We start from the raw sequence: 25263 nt of genomic DNA on the forward strand, positions 1-25263 counted from the left end.
ATTCACTGATCGCCGCGAAAGCGGCCTTGGTCCCGGTGCGCCCGGCGCACCCTCAACGTTGGCGCACCCTGATGAATCTGCTGCTACCCGTCCTTGCCACGCTGATCTGGGCCGCCAGTACGGTGGTCAACCGTCTGTCGGTCGGGGTGATCGACCCCGCAGCCATTTCCTTCTATCGCTGGCTGACGGCGCTGCTGGTGTTGTCACCGGTGTTGTTGCCCAGGGTATGGCGCTTGCGCCGTCAGATTCGCCCTTATCTGGCCAAGCTGTGGCTGCTGGGATTGCTCGGCATGTCGCTGTACCAGTCACTGGCGTATTTTGCGGCACACACCGTCAGCGCCACGTCGATGGGCCTGATTCTGGCGACCATGCCGCTACTCACCGTGCTCCTGGCCTTCCCGGTGCTCAATACCCGGCCCACCGCGACATTGCTGGTCGGCACCCTGGTTTCGTTTGCCGGACTGGCCTGGTTGCTGGCAGCAGGCGACTTGTCTTCACTCTGGCAGCATGGGGTCGGGCAAGGTGAGCTGATGATGTTGGCGGCGTCGCTGTCGTACGCGCTGTATTGCGTGTTGGTGAAGCGCTGGCAGATTCCCCTGCCAACCTGGGAAAGCCTGTATATGCAAATTATCTGCGGCACCCTGCTGCTGGTGCCGCCTTTCGTGCTGGCACCGTCGATAGCCCTGACGGCAAAGAACATCCCACTGGTGTTATTCGCTGGCCTGTTCGCCTCGGCATTGGCACCCGGCCTGTGGATGCGCGGCCTGCAAACCCTCGGCGCAGAAAAAACTGCCGTATTGATGAACCTGGTGCCGCTGTTTACCGCGGTATTGGCGATCGTGCTGCTCGGGGAAACGTTGCACCTGTACCACGCGGTGGGTGGCGGCTTAATTTTGCTGGGGATCGGATTGGCGCAATGGAAACCGGCCCGGGTCATGACCCGCGCCGCGACCTAGGCGACCAGCAAGGTATCTCGCAATGCCTGCAAGCCCGTGCCACTCAAACCACTGAAACGCTGCAGATAGCGATCCAGGCCACCGTATTCAGCCTCGATCACCGCATAAGCGGCATTCAGGTATTCAGGCCGGGCATCCACTACCGCATCGAACGCCGCTTCGCTGACCGGCTGGCCCACCATCCGGCCCACCGCATGACTCATCGCCTGCTGACGCTCTGCACTCAACTGACTGAAACGCCGTGCCGAACGCAAATAGTCGGTCAAGATGTGTTCTGGCGTGACACCAAGGGCATGCAACAGCAGCATGACCGCGATGCCGGTGCGGTCCTTGCCCGCCGTGCAGTGAATCAGCACCGAGCCCTTGCCTGCAGAAAACAACTCGAACAGCGCCGGCAACCGGGGCGCCAACATTCCCGGTAGTCGCCGGTAAACTTCCAGCATCATGGCCCGTGCACCCTCCGCCACCGGATTATTCGCCAGCATGAGGGCAAGGCGTGGATCGGCCCGGACATCGCCTATGACCTCCAGGTGCAACTCCCGGATTGCGTTATTGGGCAAGCGGTTCGGGTAACGTTCACGCTCACCCGCGCTGCGTAAATCGCAGACGGTCTGCAACCCCAGGCGCTGAAGTGTCTGCCAGTCTTCAGCAGTCAGCCCATGCAACTGGTCTGCGCGCAAAAGAATATCGCCGCCAATGCGGCGACCACAATGGGAGGGAATGCCTTTCAAGCTGCGAAAGTTATCCGCGCCTTGCAGACGCAAATCTTCCTGATTGACCACGCTCAACTCTCCAATAAATGTTGATACGCTTGCGTCAACGGCCTTGCGCCCTGCCCCAATATCGGTGTGCGGCGTGGCTTACGGCCGTGGGTTAACAAGCGCACAGTATCAAAATCTTCTGCGGCGGCGAAAAACCGCTCCACCATTGGCAGTCCGGCCTGCCCCCAATCATCCATGTTCGACATCCAGGTCTGCATCCCCCAGACCGGCCAACGCCGTACTTGTTCCCAGGCCGCGTCCTGACCCAGCACGCCTTCGGCTCCCAGGCTAATCAGTTTTTCACGGTAAACACGCAGCAAACGCAGCGCTTCGGCGCGGCGCTCCTCCACGGTCAACGCGCCGAGCATGAAATAGGCGACATCGCGCCATGGCCGGCCACGTCGGGCCAGTTGCCAATCCAGCCAGATACGTTGACCGTCACTGCGCAAGAAACTATTACCCTGATGGGAGTCACCATGGATCAAACAACAGGGTGAAGTCTGCTCCAGTTCAAAAGCTGCCAATTCATCGAAGGCATGGCTAAACAACTCCGGTGATTCGTACATCCATTTCGGCAGCAGCTGCTGGTACTCGGGTTTACGCAGATTGACCTTGATGTAGTTGTACATGCGCAGCAGACCGTCGCTGTCCACCGGGTTGGCCATCGACACCGGCAACCAGCGCTGCTCCTGCAACTGCGGACTGTTCCAGGTAGCAGCATGCACCGTCGCCAGTGACTCGAGCCCCTGAGCAACACCGTCCAAGCCAAGGTGATCGGTGCTATGACCAAATTGCCCGGCAGCCAGACCGAGGTCTTCCATCATCACCACACCTCGACCGCCACCATCGGCGTCCCAGTCGGTGAAAAATGTGGTCGGCAATGGCGCATCGGTCCAGCCGCGCGCCAGATGATACAGGCGCGCTTCCAGCTCACAGATATCGCCGCTCTCGAAACCTTCGGACCAGTTCGACTTCAGGCACACATGCGCAGGAATACCCGCGCGCTGTCCGACCTCGTTCAACTCAAGCCTGGCGCGCAATTTGGTGGTGTGCCCGTTACGGACCTCCAACGCCGTCAGCGCCAGGACCTCGATGCCTGGATAACGCGGCTGCAATAGCTGCGTGAGCCAGGCTGCGGATATCTCACTCAGTTGCCGAGGCAATCGCCCGCTGCGCTGCGGGTATGGCCGCCCGGCGGCCATGTCCAGCAGGCTGTCCGTCACGACGTCAGCACCCGGCCAGCGTTGGCCGGAACCTTCAGCTTGAGGAGTTCGATCGCGTTACCGCTACGAATCCGTTCACGGTCTTGAGCAGACAAACCCAGCCCCTCGGTCAAGTCGCCATGATCATAGGCGCCACCAAAGTTAGTGCCGTATAATAGACGCTCCGCCCCAACCACCTCGGCGACACCACGACGCAAGCCGGGCGCATGCACGTCGAGGTCGAAGTAGAAATTATGCATGTAATCCATCAACGGTCGCTGGTTGCGCGAGTCAGGTGCCATTGCCCGATTGAGCTCGCTCAAACGCCCCAACTGGAAAACCGCCATGCCACCGGCATGGGTGATGTAGGTTTTCAGGGTCGGGAAAACATCCAGTGCGCCGCCGCAGATCAGGTACCAGAAGAACAACGTTTCATCGACGCAATCACCCACGATCGAAGTGGTTTCGAACTTGTCGTCGGTGTGTTTTTCGCCCCAGTAGATCGACTGGTTGAAGCCATGCACCATGATCGGCACATCCAGCTGGGTGAGCTTTTCCCAGACGGGGAACAGGCGTTCATCGTGAGCTTCCAGACCATTGAAATTGGCCCCACCGACGCACACGCCCTTGGCGCCTAACTGAGTCACGGCGCGTTCGATTTCCTTGGCTGCGTTCAGTGGGTCCGCCAGGTTGGCGTGGCACCAGAAATCGAAGTGGTCGGGATCGGCCCGGCAAAATGCCGACAGCTCGTCGTTGCACAGGCGCGCGTATTCGTTGGCGAAATCACCTGCCCAATACATGAAACAGTGGGACGGTGTGGACATCACCAGCTTGTCGACACCCCGTTCGGCCATCAGCTTGCGCCGGCTGGCGTGGGTCATGCGCGCGAGGAGGTTGGCCTGCGCCTCAGCGTCAGTAGCGGCTTTGGCCGGTTGCTTGGTACCGAGGGAAAAATGCCCCACGGTCAGCCCCTGCACCTTCATGAACGGCCCCCAGAACTCGTGGCGGTTCAGCATACCCTCAGTCAGCAAGTGGGCGTGGACATCAATCAGCATGGCATTCTCCTTGTTGTAATAAGCCAGCAGGTCGAACGCCTCATTTGACAGGGCGTTCGGACCGGTTTGAGGGATAACTGCACCGCCAATAATATAGACACTTTTTCTATATGTGTTCATTTATTATTGAAGCTAGAGAAGGTTTTTGGGGTGTGCCTTGTGTGGAACGGGCTTTTGCGGATTGGAAGAACCTGTAGGAGCGAACATGCTCGCGATGGAGGCCCAGACAACGCGTTCATCCAGACAGGGCGCGTTATCGTTGACGTCCATCGCGAGCAGGCTCGCTCCTACAGGGGTCGGCTGTCAGGCCGCCTCAAATGGATATGTACGCCAAAAGAATCCAGCAAAAAAAAAGCGGCCCACTCAGGCCGCAAATGCGTGTCCATTCGATGCAATCAGCGTTGCGTTTCCTGGGAAACAATCGATTCAGGTTTCATGTCGCGCTCCGACAGCGGTGCGTCGTGTACCCGGTAGCCGCCCTTGAGGCCGTCGTTGAGCAACGACCACATGCCCTTGTTGAAGTCATAACTGACGTTTTTCACTGTGTACGGAAGGTTTTTGTCGTACAACTGAACGCCGCTCTGGAACAGCGCGCGGTACGGGGGTTGCCCGCTCCACCTTCTACGCGCACTTTCGCGACAAGGAAGACCTGATCGTTGCCGGGTATGAAGCCATTGGCATGCCCTCAACCAAGGTCACCGAGGTAGGTGGCGACCGTCGTGTCCTGCTGGACGTGTCAGCCTGGCTGTTCAGCGCTACCGAACGTCATGCGGCACTGACGACGTCATTTTTCAGCGGTCCCGGCCAGAGCGTGATTCTTGCCCATCTGGAAAATATCCTGATCATCCAGGTGCGGGAACACTACCGAAAACAGGGTTTGTACCAGGTGGAGCACATGCGTGGCGAAGCGGCGGTACGCTGTTTCGTGGGGGCCTTGATCGGGCTGTGGCTGTGGTGGGTACGCCACGACTATCCGAACTCGGCGCAAGAAATGACCGAGACCTTCGACAGCCTGATGAACAATGGAACCTGGCCGCCGGCCAACAACGCTCGGCAGTAGCGGCGTCACGATGCGGGTCGACCCCCAATACACCCGGCAAAATGGCACCGCCCCTGTCTGCATCCCGCACAAGACATTGCTCAAATGAGCTATACCAAAATCTCCCGTACTACATTTTCGGAGCACAGGAGATTTATCATGAATTTGAGAAATCAATCGGCGGCGCTGATGGCCACTGTGATGATGCTCGGCTGTACGCATTCATCAAACCAGACAGTGACCATTCCTCTGCTTGCTACGCCACAGAACACCGGCGAGATTGCCAATACGACATTGGCCAACCAAGGCAATGAAACCGCCTTTACCTTCATCATTGGCGGGGTTCCAAGCGGAACCCTCAGTCCCTTGAACCTCTATACGTCTATCCATAAAGGGAGCTGCAAACAACCCGGGCCCGTTGCCTACACAATGAATGACCGGATCAACACCAGCCGTATTTCCGATATCGGTGGCTGGACCTATTCACGAAGCGCGCCTGTCGCCATGTCAGAACTGTTTTCCACCGGCTACTCCGTGGTTGTGACAACCACGCCGGCCGATGGCAACGTCGATATTTTCTGCGGAGATATCAAGCAAGCAGCGAATTGAAATTGCGATACCACCCCTGAATTCTGTCCTCTGCGAAGACGCAAAAAAACCCACCTGTGTTGCAGTATCTGAATATCCAATACCACTGCACAGTTTTCGCGATTTACGATCCCCTCCTCACTCGACTCCGGCAAATAGCCAGTCAACGCTGCGCGCCAGCTGCAAGGCTACGAAGCGCAGGCCATGATCAAAAACTGCCGGAATGCCTGGGCCGATGCTGACAAACGGGTATCTGGCAGCCAGATAAGTCCGAGCTCCATGGGGGGAATCACGTCTACCAGCGGGCGGATCTCAATTTTCTTGCCCTCCAGGGACCAGGCCCGGTAGACCATGTCCGAGAGAATGGTCACGCCGAAACCATGCCCCACCAACCCGCGCAATGCCTCCATGGATGAGGTGCGAAAAGCCACCTTGGGCGCCAATCCACGGGATTCCCAGTAGCGCGAAGTCGAAGCCTCCCCCTCATCGACCGTGGCGAGGATATAGGGATGCTCGGCGACGTCTTCGAGATTGATCGAGGTGGCGGACATCAAAGGGTGCTGACTGGCCAACCAGAGTTGGCGGCGAGAACGAATCAGCACCTGGTGAGCGAACCCCTGCAGGTTTGGTGTGTTGGAGACTATCGTCAGGCCCAGGTCGAGATCGCCATTGCCCAGGGCTTCCTCAATGCTGTGACGGTCCATGTCGATCAGGTCGATCTCAACCTGAGGGTAGCTACGTTTGAAGCGCGCCAGCAGCGCAGGCAGAAAATAGCCCAGCACCGTGTAAGAGGCGCCCACTCGTACGGTGCCTTGCATGGCGTGACCGAGAAAAAGCGGTTCACTGAGGGCGTCCTGCAGGGTGTCGAGGATGTGCCGCGCATGCTGGGAAAACTTGTTGCCTTCAGCGGTCAGTGACACGCCATGGGGCAGGCGGTCGAACAGGCTGACGCCCATGGACTGTTCCAGATGCAACACGGCCGCCGTAATCGCCGACTGCGATACATGTGCCTTCAGCGCCGCTTGGGAAAACTGTCCGGCGTCCGCGGCGGCGACAAAATAACGCAGCTGGCGCATTGAAATATCTCTGCCCTTTGTCATCTGATTTTCTGATACCTACGGTCTGAATATATGAAACAGCTTGGTCCACAGCCTCGGTACACTCGAGACCGGGTAGCTGCTTTGCCGTATTGCCACCCTTCGAATTTCAGCACCAACAATAAAAAAGGCTGAAGGTTGAAAAATGAACGCGATCCACTACAGCGAGTACAACTGTGAAGCGTCAGGTAATTTCCTGACCGAAGCTTCACTGGCCAAACAAGGCTTCGATCTGCGCGTTGAACAGGCGCAATGGTCGTGCTCCGGCACGGCCCTGATTGAAACCGGCAACAGTTGCCTGATACGCCTGATGCTGCCTGCCAGCGTTCAAAGCAAGCCTAACTGCGGCAGCTTTGCCAGCCACGGCGCGCATCAATTCCAGCCCTTGGGCAAACTGCTGTTCATTCCCCATCGCACCGAATTCCATCTACGCCACGATGCCAGCAAGCAAAAGGCCCTGGTGTGCCTGTTCGATCCCTCCTCCCTCGGCGCCCTGGGCAGTTATCGCTGGAACTGGAAGGAGAACGTCAGCGAAGCCATGCTTGACCTGCAGAGCGGTTACCTGCACGCGTCCTTGCAACGGCTGGCCGAAGAGGTGAGCAATCCCGGTTTCGCCAGCGAATTGCAAACCGAGTGCCTGCTCACCAGCATTGCCCTGGACCTGCGCCGCGAGTTCATCGACGTTCCCGTCGTTGCCGCCGTTCCCTTACCCGACACTGAAAAACTCAGCCCTCGGCAATTCAACATCCTGCGTGAACTGCTCGATACCACGAGCGACGAAGGCCACTCTTTGCGCCACTTGGCGCAGGCCTGCGAGCTGCCGTTGCGAACTCTGTCCAGTCGCTGCAAAAACACGACTGGCATGACATTGCGCCAATACGCAGCACAACATCGCCTGCGAAAAGCCATGGCGCTGCTGGCCGACACACGGTTACTGATCAAACAAGTTGCCTATCAGGCCGGCTTCAACAATGCAGCAGCCTTCAGTGCCGCATTCCGCAAAGAACTCGGCGTTACACCCGAAGAGTTTCGCCATCAGCGCCGACGCTAAAAGGCACCCGAACAAGGGCACCTTTTAGCGACAGGGGTTTCAACGACGAATCGTGGCAGTGATTTTTGCGTGTGGCCCATTGACCTGCGCGGCCCAGGCTTCAGCTGCCTGATCCAGGGTGAAGTCAAGGTAATCCACCTGAATCTGCTGCTCTTTGGCGATCTTCAGCAGACGCAGCCAGATTTGCTCACGGTCTGCTGGCGCGCGCTGGCCGGTGCCGATGCACGACAAGTTGCGGAACAATAGATCGGCAATATCCAGATTGAGCTGGCGTCCGGCCCCCGTGCCAATGGTCACGATACGGGCGCCCCAATTGGTGGCTTTCAGAGACGTCAACATGGGTTGACCGCACACCAGGTCCAGCACCACGTCAAATCCACCATCGGCCGCGTCCTTGAGAGCTGCGACATCATCGCTACCGCCTAGTGTCACCACCTCATCGGCGAGGCCCCGCGACTTCAAACGGCCCAGCGCTTCACCCGACCGCGCAGCACCGACCACCTTGCCCGCACCCATACCGCGCGCCAGTTGCAAGGCGATCTGGCCGAGGGTACCGGTCGCGCCCAAAATCAGGACTTTTTCACCCTTCTGAATTTCGGCTTTTTCCAGTGGAACGATGGCACCGGTAGCCGCAATGCCCATGCTGATCGCGGTTTTATCGTCCACGTCGTCCGGCACATTCCACACTTCGGCTTGCGGCACCAGGGTGCGCTCTGCCCAGGCACCAAATGGCAGCACCGAGCGTTCCCCGAAATACACCCGACGGCCATCCGGCGCACGGCCTACGCCTTCGCCGCGAATGACACAGGGGTACTCCACTCCGAGACGGTAGGCGCCGAGTACATCCCAGCCCCCCAGGCCAGCGGTATCGACATCGATCAGTACCGCGCCGTCTTGCGGCTTCGGCTCACGAAACTCGTCGACTACCGGCAGCGCATTGCGCTCGGAAATAATTGCTGCACGCATGGCATTCTCCTTGTCTGTTTTATTTTAAGGCTGCACTTAGAGCAGTAGTTGAACACAAATCAATTATTTGTCCATATGTTTAGCTCGAAATTCCACTAGCGGGTCGCCAATGACTCGGCCTGATAACGCGGATACCCACCCAGCGTCAGGAGAAGCAAGGGTCCGACGACAAAGCAGATGAAGCTGAACAACAGCATGGCCGAGTAGCCACCGGTCAGCTTGAACAGTCCCGCAAACAGCAATGGCGAGATCGCGGCACCGGCGGTAATCAGGCCCAGATGGGCACCGAACAAGCGACCGTAGTCGCGCATGCCGAAGTAGCGGGCGATCAGGAATGCCGCGATATCGAATTCGGCGCCCGCACCAACACCCACCAGCAATGTGGCGAGGGTGTACAGGGCAATGCTGGAGTCGCCATAGGCAAAAATGCCGCAGGCAAATGCCGGCATCAAAAGCGCCAAAGAGGCGACACCGGGGGCCCACAACCGGTCAATCAGGTAACCCACCAGCAACCGTCCGAGAATCAGCGACACGCCAAAGCTGCTGAAAACCTGGCTGGCCTGCAGGGCGCTCAGGCCTCGATCCTGCAGCAGTGGCACGATGTTGGTGACCATGCCCACCACGCAGGACACCACCAATGTCATCGACAGGTTGCACACCCAGAACCGCCACGAACGCAGCGCTTCGCGCAACAGCAGCCCGCCGGATCGTTCGCTGACGACCGCAAGTGGTGATGTGCTGTGGCTGACAACAGCGGTCGGCATTAACCAGCGTAACGCCAGTGGCAATGCCAGCAGTATTGGCAACACGCTCAATGCGATAAAACCCGCCTGCCAATTCCAACGGCCGATCGCCCAGGCGGTGATCAGCGGCAGCATGATGGCCGCGAGCCCGGAGCCGCTGAGGATGATCGCCAACGCCAGGCCTCGGTTTTCCTCAAACCACAGGTTGACCAAGTGCGACCAGGTCACCTGCAACGTACCCAGCCCGGCCAGCGGCACCAGGAAAAAACCCAGGTAGAGGGTCCATATCGAGCCACTGACACAGCTCAGGAGGAAGACGCTCACGGACAACGCCAACAAGGACAGCAACGTGATCAGGCGCAGGCCATATCGCAAATTGAGCCAGCCGGCCAATTGCGACGCGACAATGGTGCCCAGCGACAGTGCGGTGATCGCCGCCTGTAACTCCGCCCTGCCCCAGCCCATGGCCTGTTCCAGGGGAATTACCAGGGAGCTGAAGCTGTACAGCAGCAACGAACTGGAACTGGTGGCGACACCCACGAGAGCCAGAATCAGCACCCTCCAACCGCGTTTGAATTCTGCGTTATCAAAGCCTTTCATGGTGTGTGACCTCAGTCGTTGCCGATGAACACAGCCGCTTGCGCGCTCTTGCTCAGCACGTGTGCACGGCGTGCCGGGCCAGGCGCATTGGCGAGCTGTTCGAGGGTGTCTTCGGGGTGTATCAACGTCGGGCCATTGCCCAGCTCCTGAAGCGCCAGAAGCGCCAGGTCTTCAGCCTTGGGCAACGTCATGGTGAGGGCGTCGGGAATGTTCAGTTTGACCATGGCATCGCGCATGGTAGGGGTGTCCACGGTACCGATGACCAGGTTGAGCACATCCACACCACGATCTTTCCACTCCGCCCATAACGACTCGCCGAGGTTCAGCGCAAACCCTTTGGTGGCGGTGTACATCGCCAGTTTTCGAATCCCGCCTAACGCAGCCTGGGAACCCACCAGCAGCAATCCACCTCGCCCGCGTTCCAGCATGGCGGCACCGAAGGCATGGCTGCATTGCATCACAGTTAGGCAGTTGAGGCGCAGCAAGGCGCCCCAGTCGTCGACCGAAGTATCGAGAAAACGCGTGATGTAGGGGTCGCCCCCGGCGTTGTAGATAAACAGACCGACTTGCCGCTTACCAACAGCCGCCAACAATTGCTCACAGGCATCGGGATGGGACAGGTCCTGGATGAGCACCAGCACCTCAACGTCGTACCGTTGCTCCAGATCATTTTTCAACTGCGCCAAGGCTTCGCCACGGCGCGCCACCAGCACACAGTTAAGGCCACGCTCGGCGAGTGCATGGGCAAATGCGGCGCCCACCCCATGCGAGGCACCGGCGATCACTGCCCACGGACCATACCGATGCTTGAAGGCGTTATCAGGAACAGACATAAACACTCCGAAAACAAAGGCCCGGCGGCAAGCCACCGGGCGAGGAAGGCTTCACCGCGTCAGGCGACTGGCGGCAGGTCGATGTGGCTGGCGGAGGCGCCAATGGCGGTGCTGCCATAGACCAGGACGCGCCGCTCGATTTGCGCCATGAACAGGTGCAGCAAGGGTTCGTCGTATTCCGGCCCGGCGTTTTTGACAAAGGTTTCCAGCGCTGCATCGATCTCGCTGTAGTCACTGAAGGTGCGGTCCAGCAGCGCTTGCGCGTCCTGTTGCTCCAGCTTGCGCAAGTGCAACTCCATGGCATCGCCACGGCCCAGGTATTCCACCAGTTTGCTCACTGCGCGCAATTTGGTTTTCTGGAAATCGCTGGCAACCTCCACTTGGGCCAAGGCATCGGTCAGCATGGTCAGCAGCTGTGCATTTGGGCCAGTGCCGACAACGTCCAGCTTCGGCTTTTGCAGGGGAACACCCATGGCCTCGGCCAGCGCATGCACCACCACACGGCGCAGGGCGATATCAAATTCGGTGTAGGTGTCATGCGGGTCACCCGGTTGTGGCGTGGCCACCGATGCCGAGAACTGCATGGTGCTGACCGTGGCGAAGAGCGCGGTGTGGTAGCGCACTACATCAGGCTCCGCCGGTTCGCCGGTCACTTGCTGATAATAGCGATACAAGGCCGCAAAACTGTCCCCGAGCGGTTCGTAATTGTCGCGCATGCGCGCCGAAGCGAGGTCGGCCAGAGGATCACCGATCATGGCGAACTCAAAATCGTAGAGGCCATGCACCTGTCCGTTCTCGAACAGAAACTGCCCCGAATCGTACTGAACGAAAGCAGGCCGGGTTCGGTGCTGTGGCACATTGCGCCGCAGCCAACCGAGGGCGAATTCGGCCAGAGGCTGAGGCTTGGTTTTATTACGCGCATACAGCGGGTAATAGGCTTCCAGACCCGCCAGGGTAATGTCCGCGGCACCTTTGGGCAGGCTGATACCCTGATCGATAAAGGGTTGCAACGGCAGTTGGTGCATACGCACCATGGCATCGACCCACTGGCGTGCAACCCCATGACGTTCGGCATCGCTCTTCGCCGTACTGACGTCACGGCTACCCGGCACCAACTGCATCAGGATGGCTTGCGGGTCTTCGCAAAAGCCGTAGATATGCGGTACGGGCACGCCTTGCTGACCGAGCAAGGAGAGAATGTCCGCCTCCCGGCGCAGATCCGGGAATGGACTGACATCCCCACCGCGCTCGCCCCGAATATGCAACTGAAGGGTTTCGCCATCGCGTTGCAGCTCAAGGTTCCAGGCCGGGCGCCAGCGCAGCAGACGCTGCATGGCGGTGATTTTCCCGCCCAGTAGACCTTCGACAAAGGTACGCAGCTTTTCTTCGACCGGATCACAGGTCACATTTGTTGTTGGCATACATGTCTCCCTCAGACGCTGATGTCCAGCGCCGCTATCAATGGGTGCTGATAACACCAGCGCTCGGCCCGCCCACGTGCTCCAGCGGTACGCCCTTTTTCTTCGCCAGGTCAGCGGTGTCCAGGTACTCGCGCCAGGCACAGATAAGGCCTTGCTCGTTCAGCTCGTACACCGCCACCATCGAATGCGGCATGGGGACGCCATTGCTGACGCAGTAATCATCGCGTTCGGTCATTACCACTCGCTCGGAAGAAACGATGTGGCGCGTGTTGCAGTGGTTATGCGTGACATAACTCATCTGCCGCTCTATCTCCTTGCGCAGCGCGTCACGACCACGGATCACCGGACCACCGGGTACCCAAAGTTGCCAGACAGCGTCGTCGGCAAAAGTGGCCATGATGCGTTCGATATCCGGGCGGCTGCCGTCGCTGCCATCGCCCCAGGCGGCCAGCATGTCGAGGATGAAGCGTTCCTGTTCGAGTGCCATGAAACGGGCTCCAGTGCAGTGAATTGATCGGGATCAGATCGAGGCTTGGGGCAGCAGGAAATTGCGCACCACTGGCACCATCGGCGTACCGCAGCTCATGCCACCGTCTACACGCATCAACGTGCCGTTGACGTAGGCCGCGTCGTCGCTGGCAAGAAATGCGGCCATGGCGGCGATGTCTTCCGGCTCCCCCAGTTGCGGTACGTTTTGCAGGTCGAGAAAAGCGCTCTTCATGGCCTCGTTGGCCCAGCTTTCCATGGCCGGTGTGCGAATGACCCCCGGCAAAATGCCGTTGCAACGAATGCCGCGTTTACCAAAGGTGGCGGCAATGGTTTGCACATACCAATTGAGCGCAGCCTTGGAGGCGCCGTAGCTGAACTGGGAGATTTCGCCGGCAATCGAGCTGGTGGACGATGTGAACAGAATCGAACCGCTGCCCTGGGCGAGCATGTGCGGCAAAGCGTATTTGCACGCCAGGACACCGCCCAGCACGTTGACACGCATGCAGTTGTGGAACAGCTCGGTGTTGAAGTTGATGAAGTCGATATCGCGGGTGGTGGCCGGGTTTCGGTACACCGCATTATTGAACAGCACGTCGATACGGCCGAAAGTCCGGACGGTCTGTTCAACCATCTCCCGCAGGGCGTCTTCCTGGCCGACATCCACTTGCAATGCCAGGGCATTGGCGCCGATTTGAGCCGCCACGGCCTGCGCCGATTCGGCGAAAAGATCGGTGACCACCACGGTGGCGCCTTCCCTGGCAAAACGCAGTGCCGAAGCGCGGCCAATGCCACTGCCCGCGCCAGTGATCACGCAGACTTTGCCGTCCAGGCGTTTCAGAATCTCGCTCATGAATAGGTCTCGGGAACGAAGAAAAAAATCGGCGTCCGAGGCGAACGCCGAAAAGGGCGCACGATGTCAGCGGGTTTGACCACCAGCGATGGTCTGTGGGTTGGCTTCACGCTCGGCGACCGGTTCCTGGCGGTAGCGTGTAGGGCCATTACCGAACATGCCGTACTGGTCACGGGTGAAGTCGTACAGCGAGTAGGAATCCTGTTGCGGATTGTTGGGAATACCGTAGGCCTCGATGTTGTACTGCGAGCCGGTACGGAACAACGCACCGCTGTCGTCCCAGGCGTCGTAGACAGCCGCGCCAAAGGTGTCTTCGTCGATGTAGTAGCGGCGCTTTTTCTGCGCGTGACGCACGCCGTCCTTGCGCGTCGCTTCCACCACCCAGACACGGTGCAGCTCCCAGCGTTCACAGGCCGGATTGATGTGGTTGGGCATGAGCTTTTTCTCCATGTCGCAACCCCATTTCAGCGTGTAGTTGCTGTAGGGAATCAACATTTCCTTCTTGCCCACCAACTTCCAGTCAAAGCGGTCCATCTTCCCGGAGAACAGGAAGATTTCGTCGTAGAACGCTACCCCGCCGAACGCCGAGTTAGGGGTGTCGTAGTTGAACTCCGGAGCCTTGCGTACACGCCGCTGGCCGGTGCTGTAGCTCCAGGCGTAGCGGGAGTCGGTGACCGGGTCGAGGTAATCCCAATACCCGGATGCCTGCCCGGCCGTACGGGCCGGCGCGACGACGTGCGACCAGATACGCTGGGCGATTTTCGGATCACGCCCTGGCACATCCATTTGATAGAAAGGTTTTTCGCCGGTGGAACGGTTGGTGTTGGTCAGCGTGATGTGGCCCTCATTGACCACATAGGCACTGTGGTTCCAGTCCCAGCCATTCACGCCCTGATAGTTGAGGATGTAGTTCCACATCACCTCGCGGCCATCGCGCGGCAGCGGGAAAGGCAGGCCGCCACGGCACGCTTCGCTGATCGACAGACCATCGTTCTCGGTTTTGCAGTCTTTGCGGGTGGCGTTGCGCTGGGTAGCTGCCAGGAAGTTTGCTGGAAAGGTGGCGGTCCGGTGGGTGGGGTACACCTCAAGGTAATACGTGTCGGGGTACTTTTTGAGCAACTTCATCTGCCCGGCCGTCATCTGGTCAGCGTACTGGTCCGCGTTGCTTGCGGTAATGCGCAAGCGTGGCTTTTCATTGGCAAACGGGTTCGGCCAGGTCCCATCGCCAGGCACCATACCGGCAGGGACTTTCAGACCACCGTCGTAAGCCGGAATAGTGCCCGCCGCGTTGCCGGCGACAATCGAACCAAACGCCGTGAGCTTGCCGCCCAGGTCCGCTGTAGTGAAGCTCTCATCAGCCACCGCCGACCCCGCCAAAGCGATGGCCACGAGGCCTATCGCACAAGAATTAATCTTCATGACCTTCTCCATTCAGATGGGTGATCACCAAGCCCGGTGATCACTGCATTGCATTTCAGGGGCGGTTTAGAACGCTGTGCTGACGGTCAGGGAGACCCAGTTACGGTCGGACAGTCCAACGTCGCCGGAACCACCGACGACGGTTTTTCCTACGCCATTGACATCGGCGTAATGGCGTTCGCTGCCGTAGCCGATATAAGACAGCGTCACGTCCATGCGCTCGTCGTAGGTGCCCTTCACACCGGCCTTCCAGGTGTATTTGCCTTCGTTGCCTCCCCCTGTGGCGGCATTGCCGCTGACGCCGTAATCCACGCTCATCGGGGTAGAAATATTCCAACCGGGGAACACCCCCAGCCACTGCGGCGCAAAGCTAACGGCAAGGCCGACATAGTTGTCGGTGGCGCAGCCGAAGTGTTTGTCCTGCCCCGCCGGGCAGCCGCGGTAGCCTTCGCCCTTGAACAGCTCTTCATGCTCTGTCACCTTTTCCACGTGACTGAACGCCATTTCGGTGATCAGGCTGCCGGTGTCGAAGTAATTGGTACGCGGCAGCAACCAAAGGCTGTTGACCACCAGGTGCCAGGTATCACCTCGGGCGCCCTCGTTGTCGACGGTGCTGATGTTGCTGGAGATCAGGGAAGTGTTCTGGCGATACGACAGGTCTACCCCCACGGAGCCGCCACCCAGTACCGGCCCTGCGGAGTAACCCAGGCCATAAAGCTTGACGTTGTTGGCGTAAACGTAGCGGGCGAAAGTCGGCGCCACTTGCAGGCCCCACGGGTTGTAATCATCGAACTCGCGGTAGTACAGGCTGACTTCCGAGTGCAGATAGTCGAAGCTGTAGGTACCCATCACGCCCCAGTTGCCCTCGTCCTTGGGCTTGAGCGGATCGATCAATGGCCGTGTGAAACCACTGAACAACGGCAAGCGGTCCGGGCCTTCAAGTGCGATGTCGGCGGAGGCCAGGTAAGTGCCGCCCTCAGGCGCACGAGTAGTGTCCCATTCGAAGAAATATTGCGCCGCCAGCGACAACTTGTCGGTGACCTGCGCCTGGGTGGAAATCTGCGTCAACGGCAGGAAGATTTCGCGCGTCTCGGTGCCGGGGTTACTCACGGCCTTGCGCCCATCCAGCGGTGCTTGTGAGTAGGAAATGGCATGCCCGGCAATCAACAGGCCATTGCCCCAATACACGGTGTGCCGGCCGGCACGCACGCTGACCGGGATGTCGCCAAGGTCGAAGCGGGTAAACGCAAAGGCGTCCAGCAATTCGCCGCTGGGTCCGCGGTGGTAGCGCTTGGTAAAGTTGGAGTAATGGCCGTTGGTATAGCTCGGCGTACTCTTACCCGGAAATGCGCCGGGGTAGAAGACGTTGCCATCGCTGGTTTCGACATCGGTGTCTTCGTACGCCTGGTCGTACCAGGCAGCGCCGCTGATGCGAAAGCCGTTGTACTTCTTATAGGCCACCTCCATTTCGCTCATCAGGTCGACGCGATTGGTCACCACATCGCCTTTATCAAACTTGGAATCAGACTCGTCGTAGGTGGCGTTGTTGGCCAAGGCATTGTCACGCCCCTCAGCTCGCACGCCGACGTTGTAGCGAACGGTGTTGTCCCAGCGCGCGGTGAGGTCCGGATTGCCGGTATCGAACTCGGCAGCCCTACTGTTGCCAACGGACAAGACACACCCGATCACACTGAGCCAGATGGCCAGGCTTAACGGCTTTGGTTTTGCGTCGATCATCAACACTCCCTTCCCATTCTTTTTGTTATTGGCAGCCGAAGTGCCGGGCCGTTTCAACCGCGCCGAAGAGCGCTGGCCTGAGGGCTTCGATATGGCTGAAGTAAACGGGACAGGGAGGTTTGGGCACAACGATTGGGAGCATTGCTGAAATGCATTTGATATTGATCAAATGCCAAAGAACATTCCGGTATTCAAATATCCAATACCACCCCGCTGTTTTTGTGATTTTACGATCCACACCCCCCTCCCTAGACTCCGGCCAATAACTAGGCAACGCCGCTCTCCTGGCGCCGCCATGACAATAAAGCCTGGAGGATGAGCATGAGTGCGTCCCCGTCTCTGGATGACAAATACATCCAGCACAGCGGAAAAGTTTTACTCACCGGGATTCAGGCGCTGGTGCGCCTGCCTCTGATGCAGCGCCAGCGCGATCTGGCCAATGGTCTGAATACCGCCGGGTTTATTTCCGGCTACCGTGGCTCGCCGCTGGGTGGTTTTGATCAGGCTTTGTGGAAGGCCCGCGACTATCTCAAGGAACACCACACGGTGTTCCATCCGGGCATGAACGAAGATCTCGCCGCCACCTCGATCTGGGGTACCCAACAGGTCAATATCTTCGAAGGCGCGACCTACGACGGCGTGTTCGGCATGTGGTACGGCAAGGGCCCGGGCGTCGACCGTTGTGGCGACGTGTTCCGTCACGCCAACGCTGCCGGCACCTCACAATTCGGCGGTGTGCTGGCGATTGCCGGTGATGACCATGGCGCCCGTTCCTCCTCGCTGCCGCATCAGACCGAGCACATTTTCAAAGCGGTCATGATGCCGGTACTGGCGCCATCGGGTGTGCAGGAATACCTCGACTACGGCATGCACGGCTGGGCCATGTCGAGGTATTCCGGTTGCTGGGTTGCGCTCAAGGCGGTGGCCGATACCGTGGAAAGCGCGGCCGTGGTCGACATCGACATTCATCGCGTACAACCGATCATTCCGGATATCCCGTTGCCCGAAGGCGGCTTGAATATCCGTTGGCCTGACCCGCCCCTGGCGCAAGAACAACGCCTGCTGGAACACAAGCTGTATGCCGCCCTCGCCTACGCCCGGGTCAACCGTCTCGACCGTATCGTGATGGACTCACCGAAAGCGCGCATCGGCATCATAACGTCAGGAAAATCGTACCTCGACGTGTGCCAGGCGCTGAAAATCCTTGGTATCGATGAAACCCTCGCACAGCAGATCGGCCTGCGCGTGTACAAGGTCGGTATGGTCTGGCCGCTGGAAGCCGAAGGCGTGCGCCAGTTTGCCGAGGGCCTGGAAGAAATCGTGGTGGTCGAAGAAAAACGCCACATGATCGAGTACCAGCTCAAGGAAGAACTCTACAACTGGCGCGAAGACGTACGACCGCGCATCGTCGGCAAGTTTGACGATAAAGGCGAATGGAGCCTGCCGCACACCGGCTGGTTGCTGCCGGCGACCAATGACCTGACCCCGGCAATGATCGCCCGTGCGTTGGCCAAGCGTATTTTGCGCCTGCATCAGAATGGTCCGCTGCAAGTAAGCCTGGCGGTACTGGACGCACAACTGGCCAGCAAAGGCCAGTTCAGCAACCTGATGGAACGCGTGCCCCACTACTGTTCCGGTTGCCCGCACAACACCTCGACCAAGGTCCCGCAGGGCAGTCGTGCACTGGCCGGTATCGGTTGCCACTACATGGCGGCCTGGATCTATCCGCAGACCCAGACCTTCAGCCAGATGGGCGGCGAAGGCGTGGCATGGATCGGCCAGGCACCTTTCACCAAGACCCGGCACGTCTTCGCCAACCTGGGCGACGGCACCTATTTCCACTCCGGCATTCTCGCGATTCGGGCCGCCATCGCGGCCAAGGTGCAAATCACCTACAAGATTCTCTACAACGATGCCGTGGCCATGACCGGCGGACAGCCTGTGGACGGCAGCCTCAGCGTTGCGCAGATCAGCCGACAGCTCGCGGCCGAGGGCGTGCAACGTATTGTGGTCGTCAGTGACGATGTCGAGAAATATCAGCACATCCGTGATCTGGCAGACGGCGTGCCGGTGCTGCGTCGCGACAAAATGGACGAAGTGCAGGAACAGTTGCGCCAGTTCCAGGGGGTGTCGGCAATCATCTATGACCAGACCTGTGCCGCGGAAAAACGCCGGCGGCGTAAACGCGGCAAATTCCCGGACCCTGCACGTCGGGTCGTGATCAACGAAGCAGTATGTGAAGGCTGTGGCGATTGCAGCAGCAAATCCAACTGCATGTCGGTGGTGGCGGTGGAAACCGAGTACGGCCGCAAGCGTGAAATTGACCAGTCTTCATGCAACAAAGACTTCACCTGTCTCAACGGTTTTTGCCCGAGTTTTGTCACGGTCGAAGGTGGCACCTTGCGCAAACCCAAAGCCCTGGCTTCCGCGAAGGATGACGTGTGGGATTTGCCGACGCCCGCGACCGTAGCGCTGGATGAGCCATATAGCATCCTGGTCACTGGCGTGGGCGGTACGGGCGTGGTGACCATCGGCGCCCTGCTGGGAATGGCGGCGTTCATCGAAGGCAAAGGCACGCTCAATCTGGACATGGCCGGCATGGCACAAAAAGGCGGTGCGGTGTGGTCGCACATTCGCATTGCCGCGCACCAGGAACAGTTGTTTGCACCGCGGATTGCCGAAGGTGAGACCGCCCTGCTGCTCGGTTGCGACCTGGTGGTCAGCGCCAACACCGAAACCCTGTCCAAACTGCGTCATGGCGTGACCCATGCCTTGATCAACAGCGAAGAAACCATCACCAGCGCCTTTGTGCGTACCTTCGCCCAGCAGGCGGAAACTGGTGATTTGCTGAAACACCCGGACCCGACCTTCCAGACCGGCAACATGTCGGAGCAAATCGCCGAAGCGGTGGGCACTGAGCATGCGGATTTTATCGACGCAAGCAAAATCGCCACGGCCCTGATGGGTGATTCGATTGCGACCAACACGTTCATGCTCGGCTATGCCTACCAGAAGGGCTGGTTGCCGGTGGGTAAAGCGGCGCTACTACAGGCCATCGAACTGAACGGCACGGCGGTGCCCTTTAATCTCTCGGCCTTCGACTGGGGTCGGCGCAGCGCCCATGACCTGCCACGGGTATTACGCAAACTGGAAGCCGGCAAGGTGCAAAGCCCGGACCGCTTACTGTCGCAAAGCCTGGAAGAAACGCTGGCACGGCGCATGGAGTTTCTCACTGCGTACCAGAACTACGCCTATGCCCAACGCTACCGCTATCGTGTCGAGCAATTCATCAAGGCAGAAACCGCACTGCTCGGGCAACCCGGCAAGCTGTCGGCAAGCGTCGCCCGTTACTACTTCAAAGTGCTGGCCATCAAGGATGAATATGAAGTAGCCCGTCTGTTTACCGACGGCCAATTCCTGGAAAAAATCCAGGCTGGCTTCGAAGGCGACTATCGCCTGCGCTTCCACCTCGCTCCGCCGCTGCTGAACGATAACGGCTCCGGCCGTGAATCGAAAAAACGCAGCTTCGGCCCCTGGATGCTGCAAGGCTTCAAACTGCTGGCCAGGCTCAAGTTCCTGCGTAATACATGGCTTGATCCATTCGGTCGTACCCATGAGCGCAAGGTGGAACGCAATTGGCTGGCCAACTACGAACAGATCCTCGACGAAGTGCTGGCGGGCTTGACCACCCAAAAACTGGGCCTGGCCCAGGATCTGGTGGAATTGCCTGAAAGCGTTCGCGGCTATGGTCCGGTCAAAGAGCGATTCCTCGGCCATGCGCAACAACGCCAGGCGCAATTGCTGGAGCAGTGGCGCAATGGCAACACCGCCCAATTCCATGATGCCAGCCAGAGCAACAGCAAAATCGCCGTCACTCAACTATAAGCCTTGCCCGGGCTGAACATTGTGCAGCCCGGGATGTTGGTTCATTCAACAAGGTCAAACCATGAACGAAGAACTGGCCAGAAATTACCGTGAGATTCTCCACAGCGTAGGTGAAAACCCAGAACGTGAAGGTTTGCTGGACACGCCAAAGCGCGCAGCAAAAGCCATGCAGTACCTCTGTCATGGCTACCAGCAAAGCCTCGAACAAATCGTCAATGGCGCACTGTTTGAATCGGACAACGATGAGATGGTCATCGTCCGGGACATCGAACTTTACTCCCTGTGCGAACATCATTTGCTGCCGTTTATTGGCAAGGCCCATGTCGCCTATATACCGACAGGCAAAGTGCTGGGACTGTCGAAAATCGCGCGTATTGTCGACATGTTCGCCCGCCGTTTGCAGATTCAGGAAAACCTGACACGCCAGATTGCCGACGCCATTGCCCAGGTGACCGATGCCGCCGGGGTGGCGGTGGTGATCGAGGCAAAACACATGTGCATGATGATGCGCGGTGTTGAGAAACAAAACTCGGTGATGAGCACCTCGGTGATGCTCGGCGCCTTCCGCGAGTCGTACAACACCCGCCAGGAGTTTTTGCAGCTGATCCGCGGTCGCTAGGCACGTGTGCCGGGCTCACCCAGGCACACTGCTTGCCACTCAACTGAGCATCATCATCCCGCCGTCAATCACCAGCGTCTGACCGGTGACAAACCGCGAGCCATCGCCGGCAAGAAACACCAGCACAGGGGCCAGGTCCCGGGCCGGTTCGCCCAGCTTGCCGCCGATTGGTACTTGGCCGGCCATGTACGCATCGTGTTGCTGCAATTGCTCGGCGCCCATGCTCGCGCGGGTGGCGTCGTACATCGGCGTCCACATCGCCGGAGCAATCGCGTTGACGGTAATGCCCAAGGGCCCCCACTCCCGCGCCACCGTGCGCGTCCACGCCAGTACGGCGCCCTTGCTGGCGGCGTAATGGGCTTTGCCCGGCTGTCCGAGTACGCCTGCGGCAGAGGCGAAATTGATGATGCGCCCGCCGCTGCCCTTGAGCTGCTCATAGGCCGCTCGGTTGGTCAGGAAAGTGCCACGGGTATTGACCGCAAAGACCTTTTCCCACTCGTCCAGCGTGATGCTGTCGGCGCTGGCATTCGGCGCGATGCCCGCGGCATGCACCAGCACATCCAGACCGTTGAGCTGTTCGCTGGCCCAGGCAAAGGCCGCGTCCACCGATTGGCTGTCAGCGATGTCACAGACTCGCGAGTGCGCCCAACCACCACCGTCACCCGTTATCGAGGCTGCCTCGCCCAGGTCGAGACTGACGACATGGGCACCCTCTTCCACAAACGCCTTGACCACTGCCGCGCCAATGCCGCGGGCGCCCCCCGTGACGATGATCCGCTTACCGGCCAGTTGCATGGGCTGTTCCTCTTGTCTGGATATATCAGGATAGTTGCTCGATACGTTGCAACGCCGTAGCGATCAGGCGCAGCGCCGAGGCGTGGTGTTTTTCACCGGTGACCCTGCAAGCTTTACCTGCACAGGCACGTGCGTGGCTGACTTCGAGAAAAATGCCGAGCTTGAACCCAGCCAACACCAGGTACCAGGTCAAGTCCGCCAACGAGCGTGAGCTGCCGGCGCGGTAATGGGCGACCAATTCATCGCTGCTGCAAAAGCCATCCCAGGGATGCACTTCGATGGTGCCGGCGCCACGACCCTCGGCATCGGGCCAGGTCACCACCAGCCAGGCGAGATCGAGCAACGGATCACCGACGGTGGCTAGCTCCCAATCGACTACCGCGGCGAGCTCTGCGTCGTCGTGCCGGAACATGACATTGGACAGGTGAAAGTCACCGTGCTGGATACCGGCCTGGAACTGCTGCGGACAATGCTCGCTTAACCATTGGGCCAAGCGTTCGAGCCCCGGCAGACCCTTGGCGCCGGGCCAACCGGGATAGTCTTTGACACTGTCCATCTGCGCCAGCCAGCGTGAGACCTGACGCTGGTGAAAACCCTCAGGCCGGCCAAAATCCGCCAGCCCCACCGCCTGGTAGTCAATTTCGCCCAGGCGCAACAGCGCATCGACCATGGCCAGCCCCATGCGCCGGCGCATTTCAGACTGCTGCGCATGAGGCGCCGGCAAACCGGTCGCGCAGTTGGGATTGAAACCCTGTATTGGTTCCATCAAGTAGAAACTGGCGCCCAAAACGCCTGGGTCAGCACAATCGGCAATCAAACCGGCATGGGGCACTTGCGACCCCGCCAATGCCTTGAGCAAGCGCGCTTCACGGGCAATCGTCTTGCCGCCGACTTCGCGCAGTTCCCTGGAAGGCCGACGCAGGACGAATTCACGCGAACCGCGCCGAAAGCGCAGCAGCAGGTTTTGCGTGCCTCCGGTCAAACGTATCGGGGCCTCGATGGGGCCGCGCTCCAGGCCTTGACTATCCATCCAGTCGGCCAGGCGCTCGAGGTCGACCAGATCCTGCCAGTCGTTCATGGATTGCGCTCGCCAAGGCTGGCCAATACGTCGGCGTATTTTTCCCGGGCACGGGCCTCGGCGGTGGGTCGATGGTAATCGGGGAACAATTCGTCGCAGGGCTGATAGTCGCGCAGCAGCTGTTTGGCAACCGTGACTTTGTGCACCTCGGTTGGCCCATCGGCCAGTCCCATCTGGAAGGAGCGCACGATGTAGCCGGTAAAGGGCATTTCTTCACTGACGCCCAGCGAACCATGCACATGCAGGGCGCGGGCGGCGATGTCATGCAACACCTTGGGCATAACAGCCTTCACTGCGGCGATGTCCTGGCGCACTCGCTTGTAGTCCTGGTACTGATCGATGCGCCACGCCGTGCGCATCACCAGCAAGCGAAATTGCTCCAGCTCGATCCATGAATCGGCAATTTTTTCCTGGATCATTTGCTTATCCGCCAAACGGCTGCCCTGGGTACTGCGCGACAGGGACCGCTCACAGAGTGTATCAAGGGCTTTTTGCGCCTGACCAATCACCCGCATGGCGTGGTGCACGCGGCCACCACCGAGCCGAACCTGAGCCACGACAAATGCCTGGCCGGGCGCACCGAGCATGTCGCCCGCGGGCACTCGCACCCTGTCGAATGACAGATAAGCATGGGTGGCGGCTGGGTCATCGGCGATACCGACGTTACGGATAATGCTAACCCCAGGCGCGTCAGCGGCGACGATGAACATAGACATGCCTTCATACACCGATACGCTTTTATCGGTGACCGCCATCACGATATAGAACGCTGCGTAGCGGGCATTGGAGGCAAACCATTTTTCGCCGCTCAGCAGCCAGTCATCGCCATCGCGTACCGCTTCGGTGGTGAACACGGCGGGATCCGCGCCACCTTGCGGCTCGGTCATGGCGAAGCAGGACACGATATCGCCATCGAGCAGCGGTTGCAGGTAGCGCTGCTTCTGCGCCGGGGTGCCGTAATGGGCGAGGATTTCCCCGTTGCCGGAATCTGGGGCCTGGCAGCCAAACACAATCGGGCCAAACAGCGAACGACCGAGAATTTCATTGATTAACGCCAGGCGCACCTGGCCATACCCTGCCCCACCCAGCTCCGGTCCCAGGTGACAGGCCCACAATTTGCGTGCCTTCACCTGCGCTTGCAGCGGCTTGACCAGCTGCTTGAACAACGGATCGTGGATATTCCACGGGCTGCCCAGCACATGATCGAGGGGCTCGACTTCCTCACGTACAAACTGCTCGATCCAATCCAGTTCCGCCTGTATCTCGGGGTCGGTCTGAAAGTCCCAGGCCATGGTGTGTCTCCTAGTAAATAACGATCAGGCCAGCAGCATGCCGCCGTCGACCAACAGGGTTTGGCCGAGCACATAGCTGGCCAGCGGCGAGGCAAGAAACAGCGCCACGTTGGCCATGTCCTGGGGCGTGCCCAGGCGCCCTTGAGGAATGGCCCGCAACGCGCCTTCGAGGCGCTTGGGGTTGCTGGTGGTTACCCGTGTCAGCTTGGTTTCCACCAGCCCGGGGGCAATGCCGTTGACCCGGATGCCGTCACGAGCCCAGGCTTCGGCCAGGGTGCGAGTGAGTCCAAAAGCACCGGTTTTCGAAGCGTTGTAGGCCGGATTGCCACGCGTGGAGTGGAAGGCGGCAGCGGAACTGACGGTGATCATCGAGCCCTTGGCCTGCATCAACAGCGGGTGAAACTTCTGTGCGCACACCATCAGGCTGATGAGGTTGACGTCGAGTACGCGCTTGAAACCCTCGGTCAGAAATTCCTGACGGTCGTAGAGCACCGTGCCTTGTGCTTGCACCAGCACATCCAGGCGGGTGAAGGGCACGCTGGCGACTTCAATCAACGCCGCGTCCGCAACGTCGAACTGGGCGTAGTGCAGGCCTTCGAGATTAGAGTCGGGTGAATCTCGATAGGCCGCTGCCGAGGCTCGTGTGCCCCAGACATGCACTTCGGCACCGCGCTGGCGAAAGTTCTGTGCAATGCCATTGCCAATGCCACTGGAACCGCCGATCACCAGCACGGTTTTACCGCTGAAATCCAACTCGTACATGGGTGTTCCTTGTGCTTGTCGATGA

The 25263-nt window shown here is 59.4% G+C and carries 22 protein-coding genes and 1 pseudogene; 6 read left to right on the forward strand and 17 right to left on the reverse strand.

Annotated features, from left to right (window positions below; genetic code table 11):
* Positions 1-71 precede the first annotated feature (71 nt).
* The gene (locus AC1Q8Q_RS13350) at positions 72-956 is read left to right on the forward strand and encodes a DMT family transporter (RefSeq protein WP_020798240.1); all 885 of its coding nucleotides are present in this window, start codon (positions 72-74) and stop codon (positions 954-956) included.
* On the opposite strand, the gene AC1Q8Q_RS13355 is transcribed toward AC1Q8Q_RS13350, so the two are convergent.
* The 4 genes and pseudogenes from AC1Q8Q_RS13355 to AC1Q8Q_RS13370 all read right to left on the reverse strand — a co-directional run.
* Positions 953-1738, reverse strand: coding sequence for a tyrosine-protein phosphatase (locus tag AC1Q8Q_RS13355; protein ID WP_020798241.1), 786 nt, complete (start codon positions 1736-1738; stop codon positions 953-955). The genes AC1Q8Q_RS13350 and AC1Q8Q_RS13355 overlap by 4 nt on opposite strands.
* A gap of 2 nt (positions 1739-1740) precedes the next feature.
* Positions 1741-2940 carry a phosphotransferase gene (locus tag AC1Q8Q_RS13360; protein WP_020798242.1) on the reverse strand — a complete coding sequence of 400 codons (1200 nt, stop codon included), beginning with the start codon at positions 2938-2940 and terminating at the stop codon, positions 1741-1743.
* On the reverse strand, positions 2937-3974 hold the full coding sequence (locus AC1Q8Q_RS13365) for an amidohydrolase family protein (protein ID WP_020798243.1): 1038 nt from the start codon (positions 3972-3974) through the stop codon (positions 2937-2939). The genes AC1Q8Q_RS13360 and AC1Q8Q_RS13365 overlap by 4 nt, the downstream gene beginning before the upstream one ends.
* A gap of 395 nt (positions 3975-4369) precedes the next feature.
* Positions 4370-4573: pseudogene (locus tag AC1Q8Q_RS13370) on the reverse strand (DUF1329 domain-containing protein); the annotation flags it as partial.
* An 80-nt stretch (positions 4574-4653) separates the two neighbouring features.
* Between AC1Q8Q_RS13370 and AC1Q8Q_RS13375 the strand changes: the two are divergent.
* The gene (locus tag AC1Q8Q_RS13375; protein ID WP_020798246.1) at positions 4654-5034 is read left to right on the forward strand and encodes a TetR-like C-terminal domain-containing protein; all 381 of its coding nucleotides are present in this window, start codon (positions 4654-4656) and stop codon (positions 5032-5034) included.
* Between the two features lie 138 nt (positions 5035-5172).
* Positions 5173-5622: a hypothetical protein gene (locus tag AC1Q8Q_RS13380; protein ID WP_020798247.1), complete on the forward strand. Its 450-nt coding sequence runs from the start codon at positions 5173-5175 to the stop codon at positions 5620-5622.
* A gap of 167 nt (positions 5623-5789) precedes the next feature.
* Here the strand turns inward: AC1Q8Q_RS13380 and AC1Q8Q_RS13385 are convergent, their stop codons facing one another.
* Positions 5790-6701 carry a LysR family transcriptional regulator gene (locus AC1Q8Q_RS13385; RefSeq protein WP_033043238.1) on the reverse strand — a complete coding sequence of 304 codons (912 nt, stop codon included), beginning with the start codon at positions 6699-6701 and terminating at the stop codon, positions 5790-5792.
* A 142-nt stretch (positions 6702-6843) separates the two neighbouring features.
* Between AC1Q8Q_RS13385 and AC1Q8Q_RS13390 the strand changes: the two genes are divergently transcribed.
* A complete protein-coding gene (locus tag AC1Q8Q_RS13390) occupies positions 6844-7749 on the forward strand; it encodes a helix-turn-helix domain-containing protein (RefSeq protein WP_020798249.1) in 906 nt (301 codons plus the stop codon).
* 39 nt (positions 7750-7788) lie between these two features.
* Here the strand turns inward: AC1Q8Q_RS13390 and AC1Q8Q_RS13395 are convergent, their stop codons facing one another.
* From AC1Q8Q_RS13395 to AC1Q8Q_RS13430, 8 genes are all read right to left on the reverse strand, one after another.
* Positions 7789-8715 (reverse strand): quinone oxidoreductase family protein, encoded by a 927-nt coding sequence (locus AC1Q8Q_RS13395; RefSeq protein WP_020798250.1) that lies wholly within the window; start codon positions 8713-8715, stop codon positions 7789-7791.
* Positions 8716-8810: 95 nt separating this feature from the next.
* Positions 8811-10058, reverse strand: a complete 1248-nt coding sequence (locus AC1Q8Q_RS13400; RefSeq protein WP_020798251.1) for an MFS transporter — start codon at positions 10056-10058, stop codon at positions 8811-8813.
* A gap of 11 nt (positions 10059-10069) precedes the next feature.
* Positions 10070-10891: an SDR family NAD(P)-dependent oxidoreductase gene (locus AC1Q8Q_RS13405; RefSeq protein ID WP_020798252.1), complete on the reverse strand. Its 822-nt coding sequence runs from the start codon at positions 10889-10891 to the stop codon at positions 10070-10072.
* 59 nt (positions 10892-10950) lie between these two features.
* Complete coding sequence (locus tag AC1Q8Q_RS13410) at positions 10951-12312, reverse strand: phosphotransferase family protein (protein ID WP_020798253.1); 1362 nt, start codon at positions 12310-12312, stop codon at positions 10951-10953.
* A 37-nt stretch (positions 12313-12349) separates the two neighbouring features.
* Positions 12350-12799, reverse strand: coding sequence for a nuclear transport factor 2 family protein (locus AC1Q8Q_RS13415; RefSeq protein ID WP_020798254.1), 450 nt, complete (start codon positions 12797-12799; stop codon positions 12350-12352).
* A gap of 33 nt (positions 12800-12832) precedes the next feature.
* Positions 12833-13651, reverse strand: a complete 819-nt coding sequence (locus AC1Q8Q_RS13420; protein WP_020798255.1) for an SDR family NAD(P)-dependent oxidoreductase — start codon at positions 13649-13651, stop codon at positions 12833-12835.
* A 66-nt stretch (positions 13652-13717) separates the two neighbouring features.
* Positions 13718-15070 carry a DUF1329 domain-containing protein gene (locus AC1Q8Q_RS13425; RefSeq protein WP_020798256.1) on the reverse strand — a complete coding sequence of 451 codons (1353 nt, stop codon included), beginning with the start codon at positions 15068-15070 and terminating at the stop codon, positions 13718-13720.
* Between the two features lie 66 nt (positions 15071-15136).
* Positions 15137-16807 (reverse strand): DUF1302 domain-containing protein, encoded by a 1671-nt coding sequence (locus AC1Q8Q_RS13430; protein WP_020798258.1) that lies wholly within the window; start codon positions 16805-16807, stop codon positions 15137-15139.
* 321 nt (positions 16808-17128) lie between these two features.
* Here AC1Q8Q_RS13430 and AC1Q8Q_RS13435 point away from each other — a divergent pair, with 321 nt between their 5' ends.
* The gene (locus AC1Q8Q_RS13435) at positions 17129-20692 is read left to right on the forward strand and encodes an indolepyruvate ferredoxin oxidoreductase family protein (RefSeq protein WP_020798259.1); all 3564 of its coding nucleotides are present in this window, start codon (positions 17129-17131) and stop codon (positions 20690-20692) included.
* A gap of 61 nt (positions 20693-20753) precedes the next feature.
* Positions 20754-21311, forward strand: coding sequence for a GTP cyclohydrolase I FolE (gene folE / locus AC1Q8Q_RS13440; protein WP_020798260.1), 558 nt, complete (start codon positions 20754-20756; stop codon positions 21309-21311).
* 39 nt (positions 21312-21350) lie between these two features.
* On the opposite strand, the gene AC1Q8Q_RS13445 is transcribed toward folE, so the two are convergent.
* From AC1Q8Q_RS13445 to AC1Q8Q_RS13460, 4 genes are read right to left on the reverse strand one after another with little or no spacing between them, the layout of a single operon-like run.
* The gene (locus AC1Q8Q_RS13445; RefSeq protein ID WP_020798261.1) at positions 21351-22106 is read right to left on the reverse strand and encodes an SDR family NAD(P)-dependent oxidoreductase; all 756 of its coding nucleotides are present in this window, start codon (positions 22104-22106) and stop codon (positions 21351-21353) included.
* Between the two features lie 25 nt (positions 22107-22131).
* Positions 22132-23184, reverse strand: coding sequence for a phosphotransferase family protein (locus AC1Q8Q_RS13450; protein ID WP_020798262.1), 1053 nt, complete (start codon positions 23182-23184; stop codon positions 22132-22134).
* The gene (locus AC1Q8Q_RS13455) at positions 23181-24476 is read right to left on the reverse strand and encodes an acyl-CoA dehydrogenase family protein (RefSeq protein WP_020798263.1); all 1296 of its coding nucleotides are present in this window, start codon (positions 24474-24476) and stop codon (positions 23181-23183) included. The genes AC1Q8Q_RS13450 and AC1Q8Q_RS13455 overlap by 4 nt, the downstream gene beginning before the upstream one ends.
* 24 nt (positions 24477-24500) lie before the next feature.
* The gene (locus AC1Q8Q_RS13460) at positions 24501-25238 is read right to left on the reverse strand and encodes an SDR family NAD(P)-dependent oxidoreductase (RefSeq protein WP_020798264.1); all 738 of its coding nucleotides are present in this window, start codon (positions 25236-25238) and stop codon (positions 24501-24503) included.
* Positions 25239-25263 lie beyond the last annotated feature (25 nt).

The sequence above is a fragment of the Pseudomonas sp. GW823-FHT06B06 genome (genome assembly GCF_058795195.1).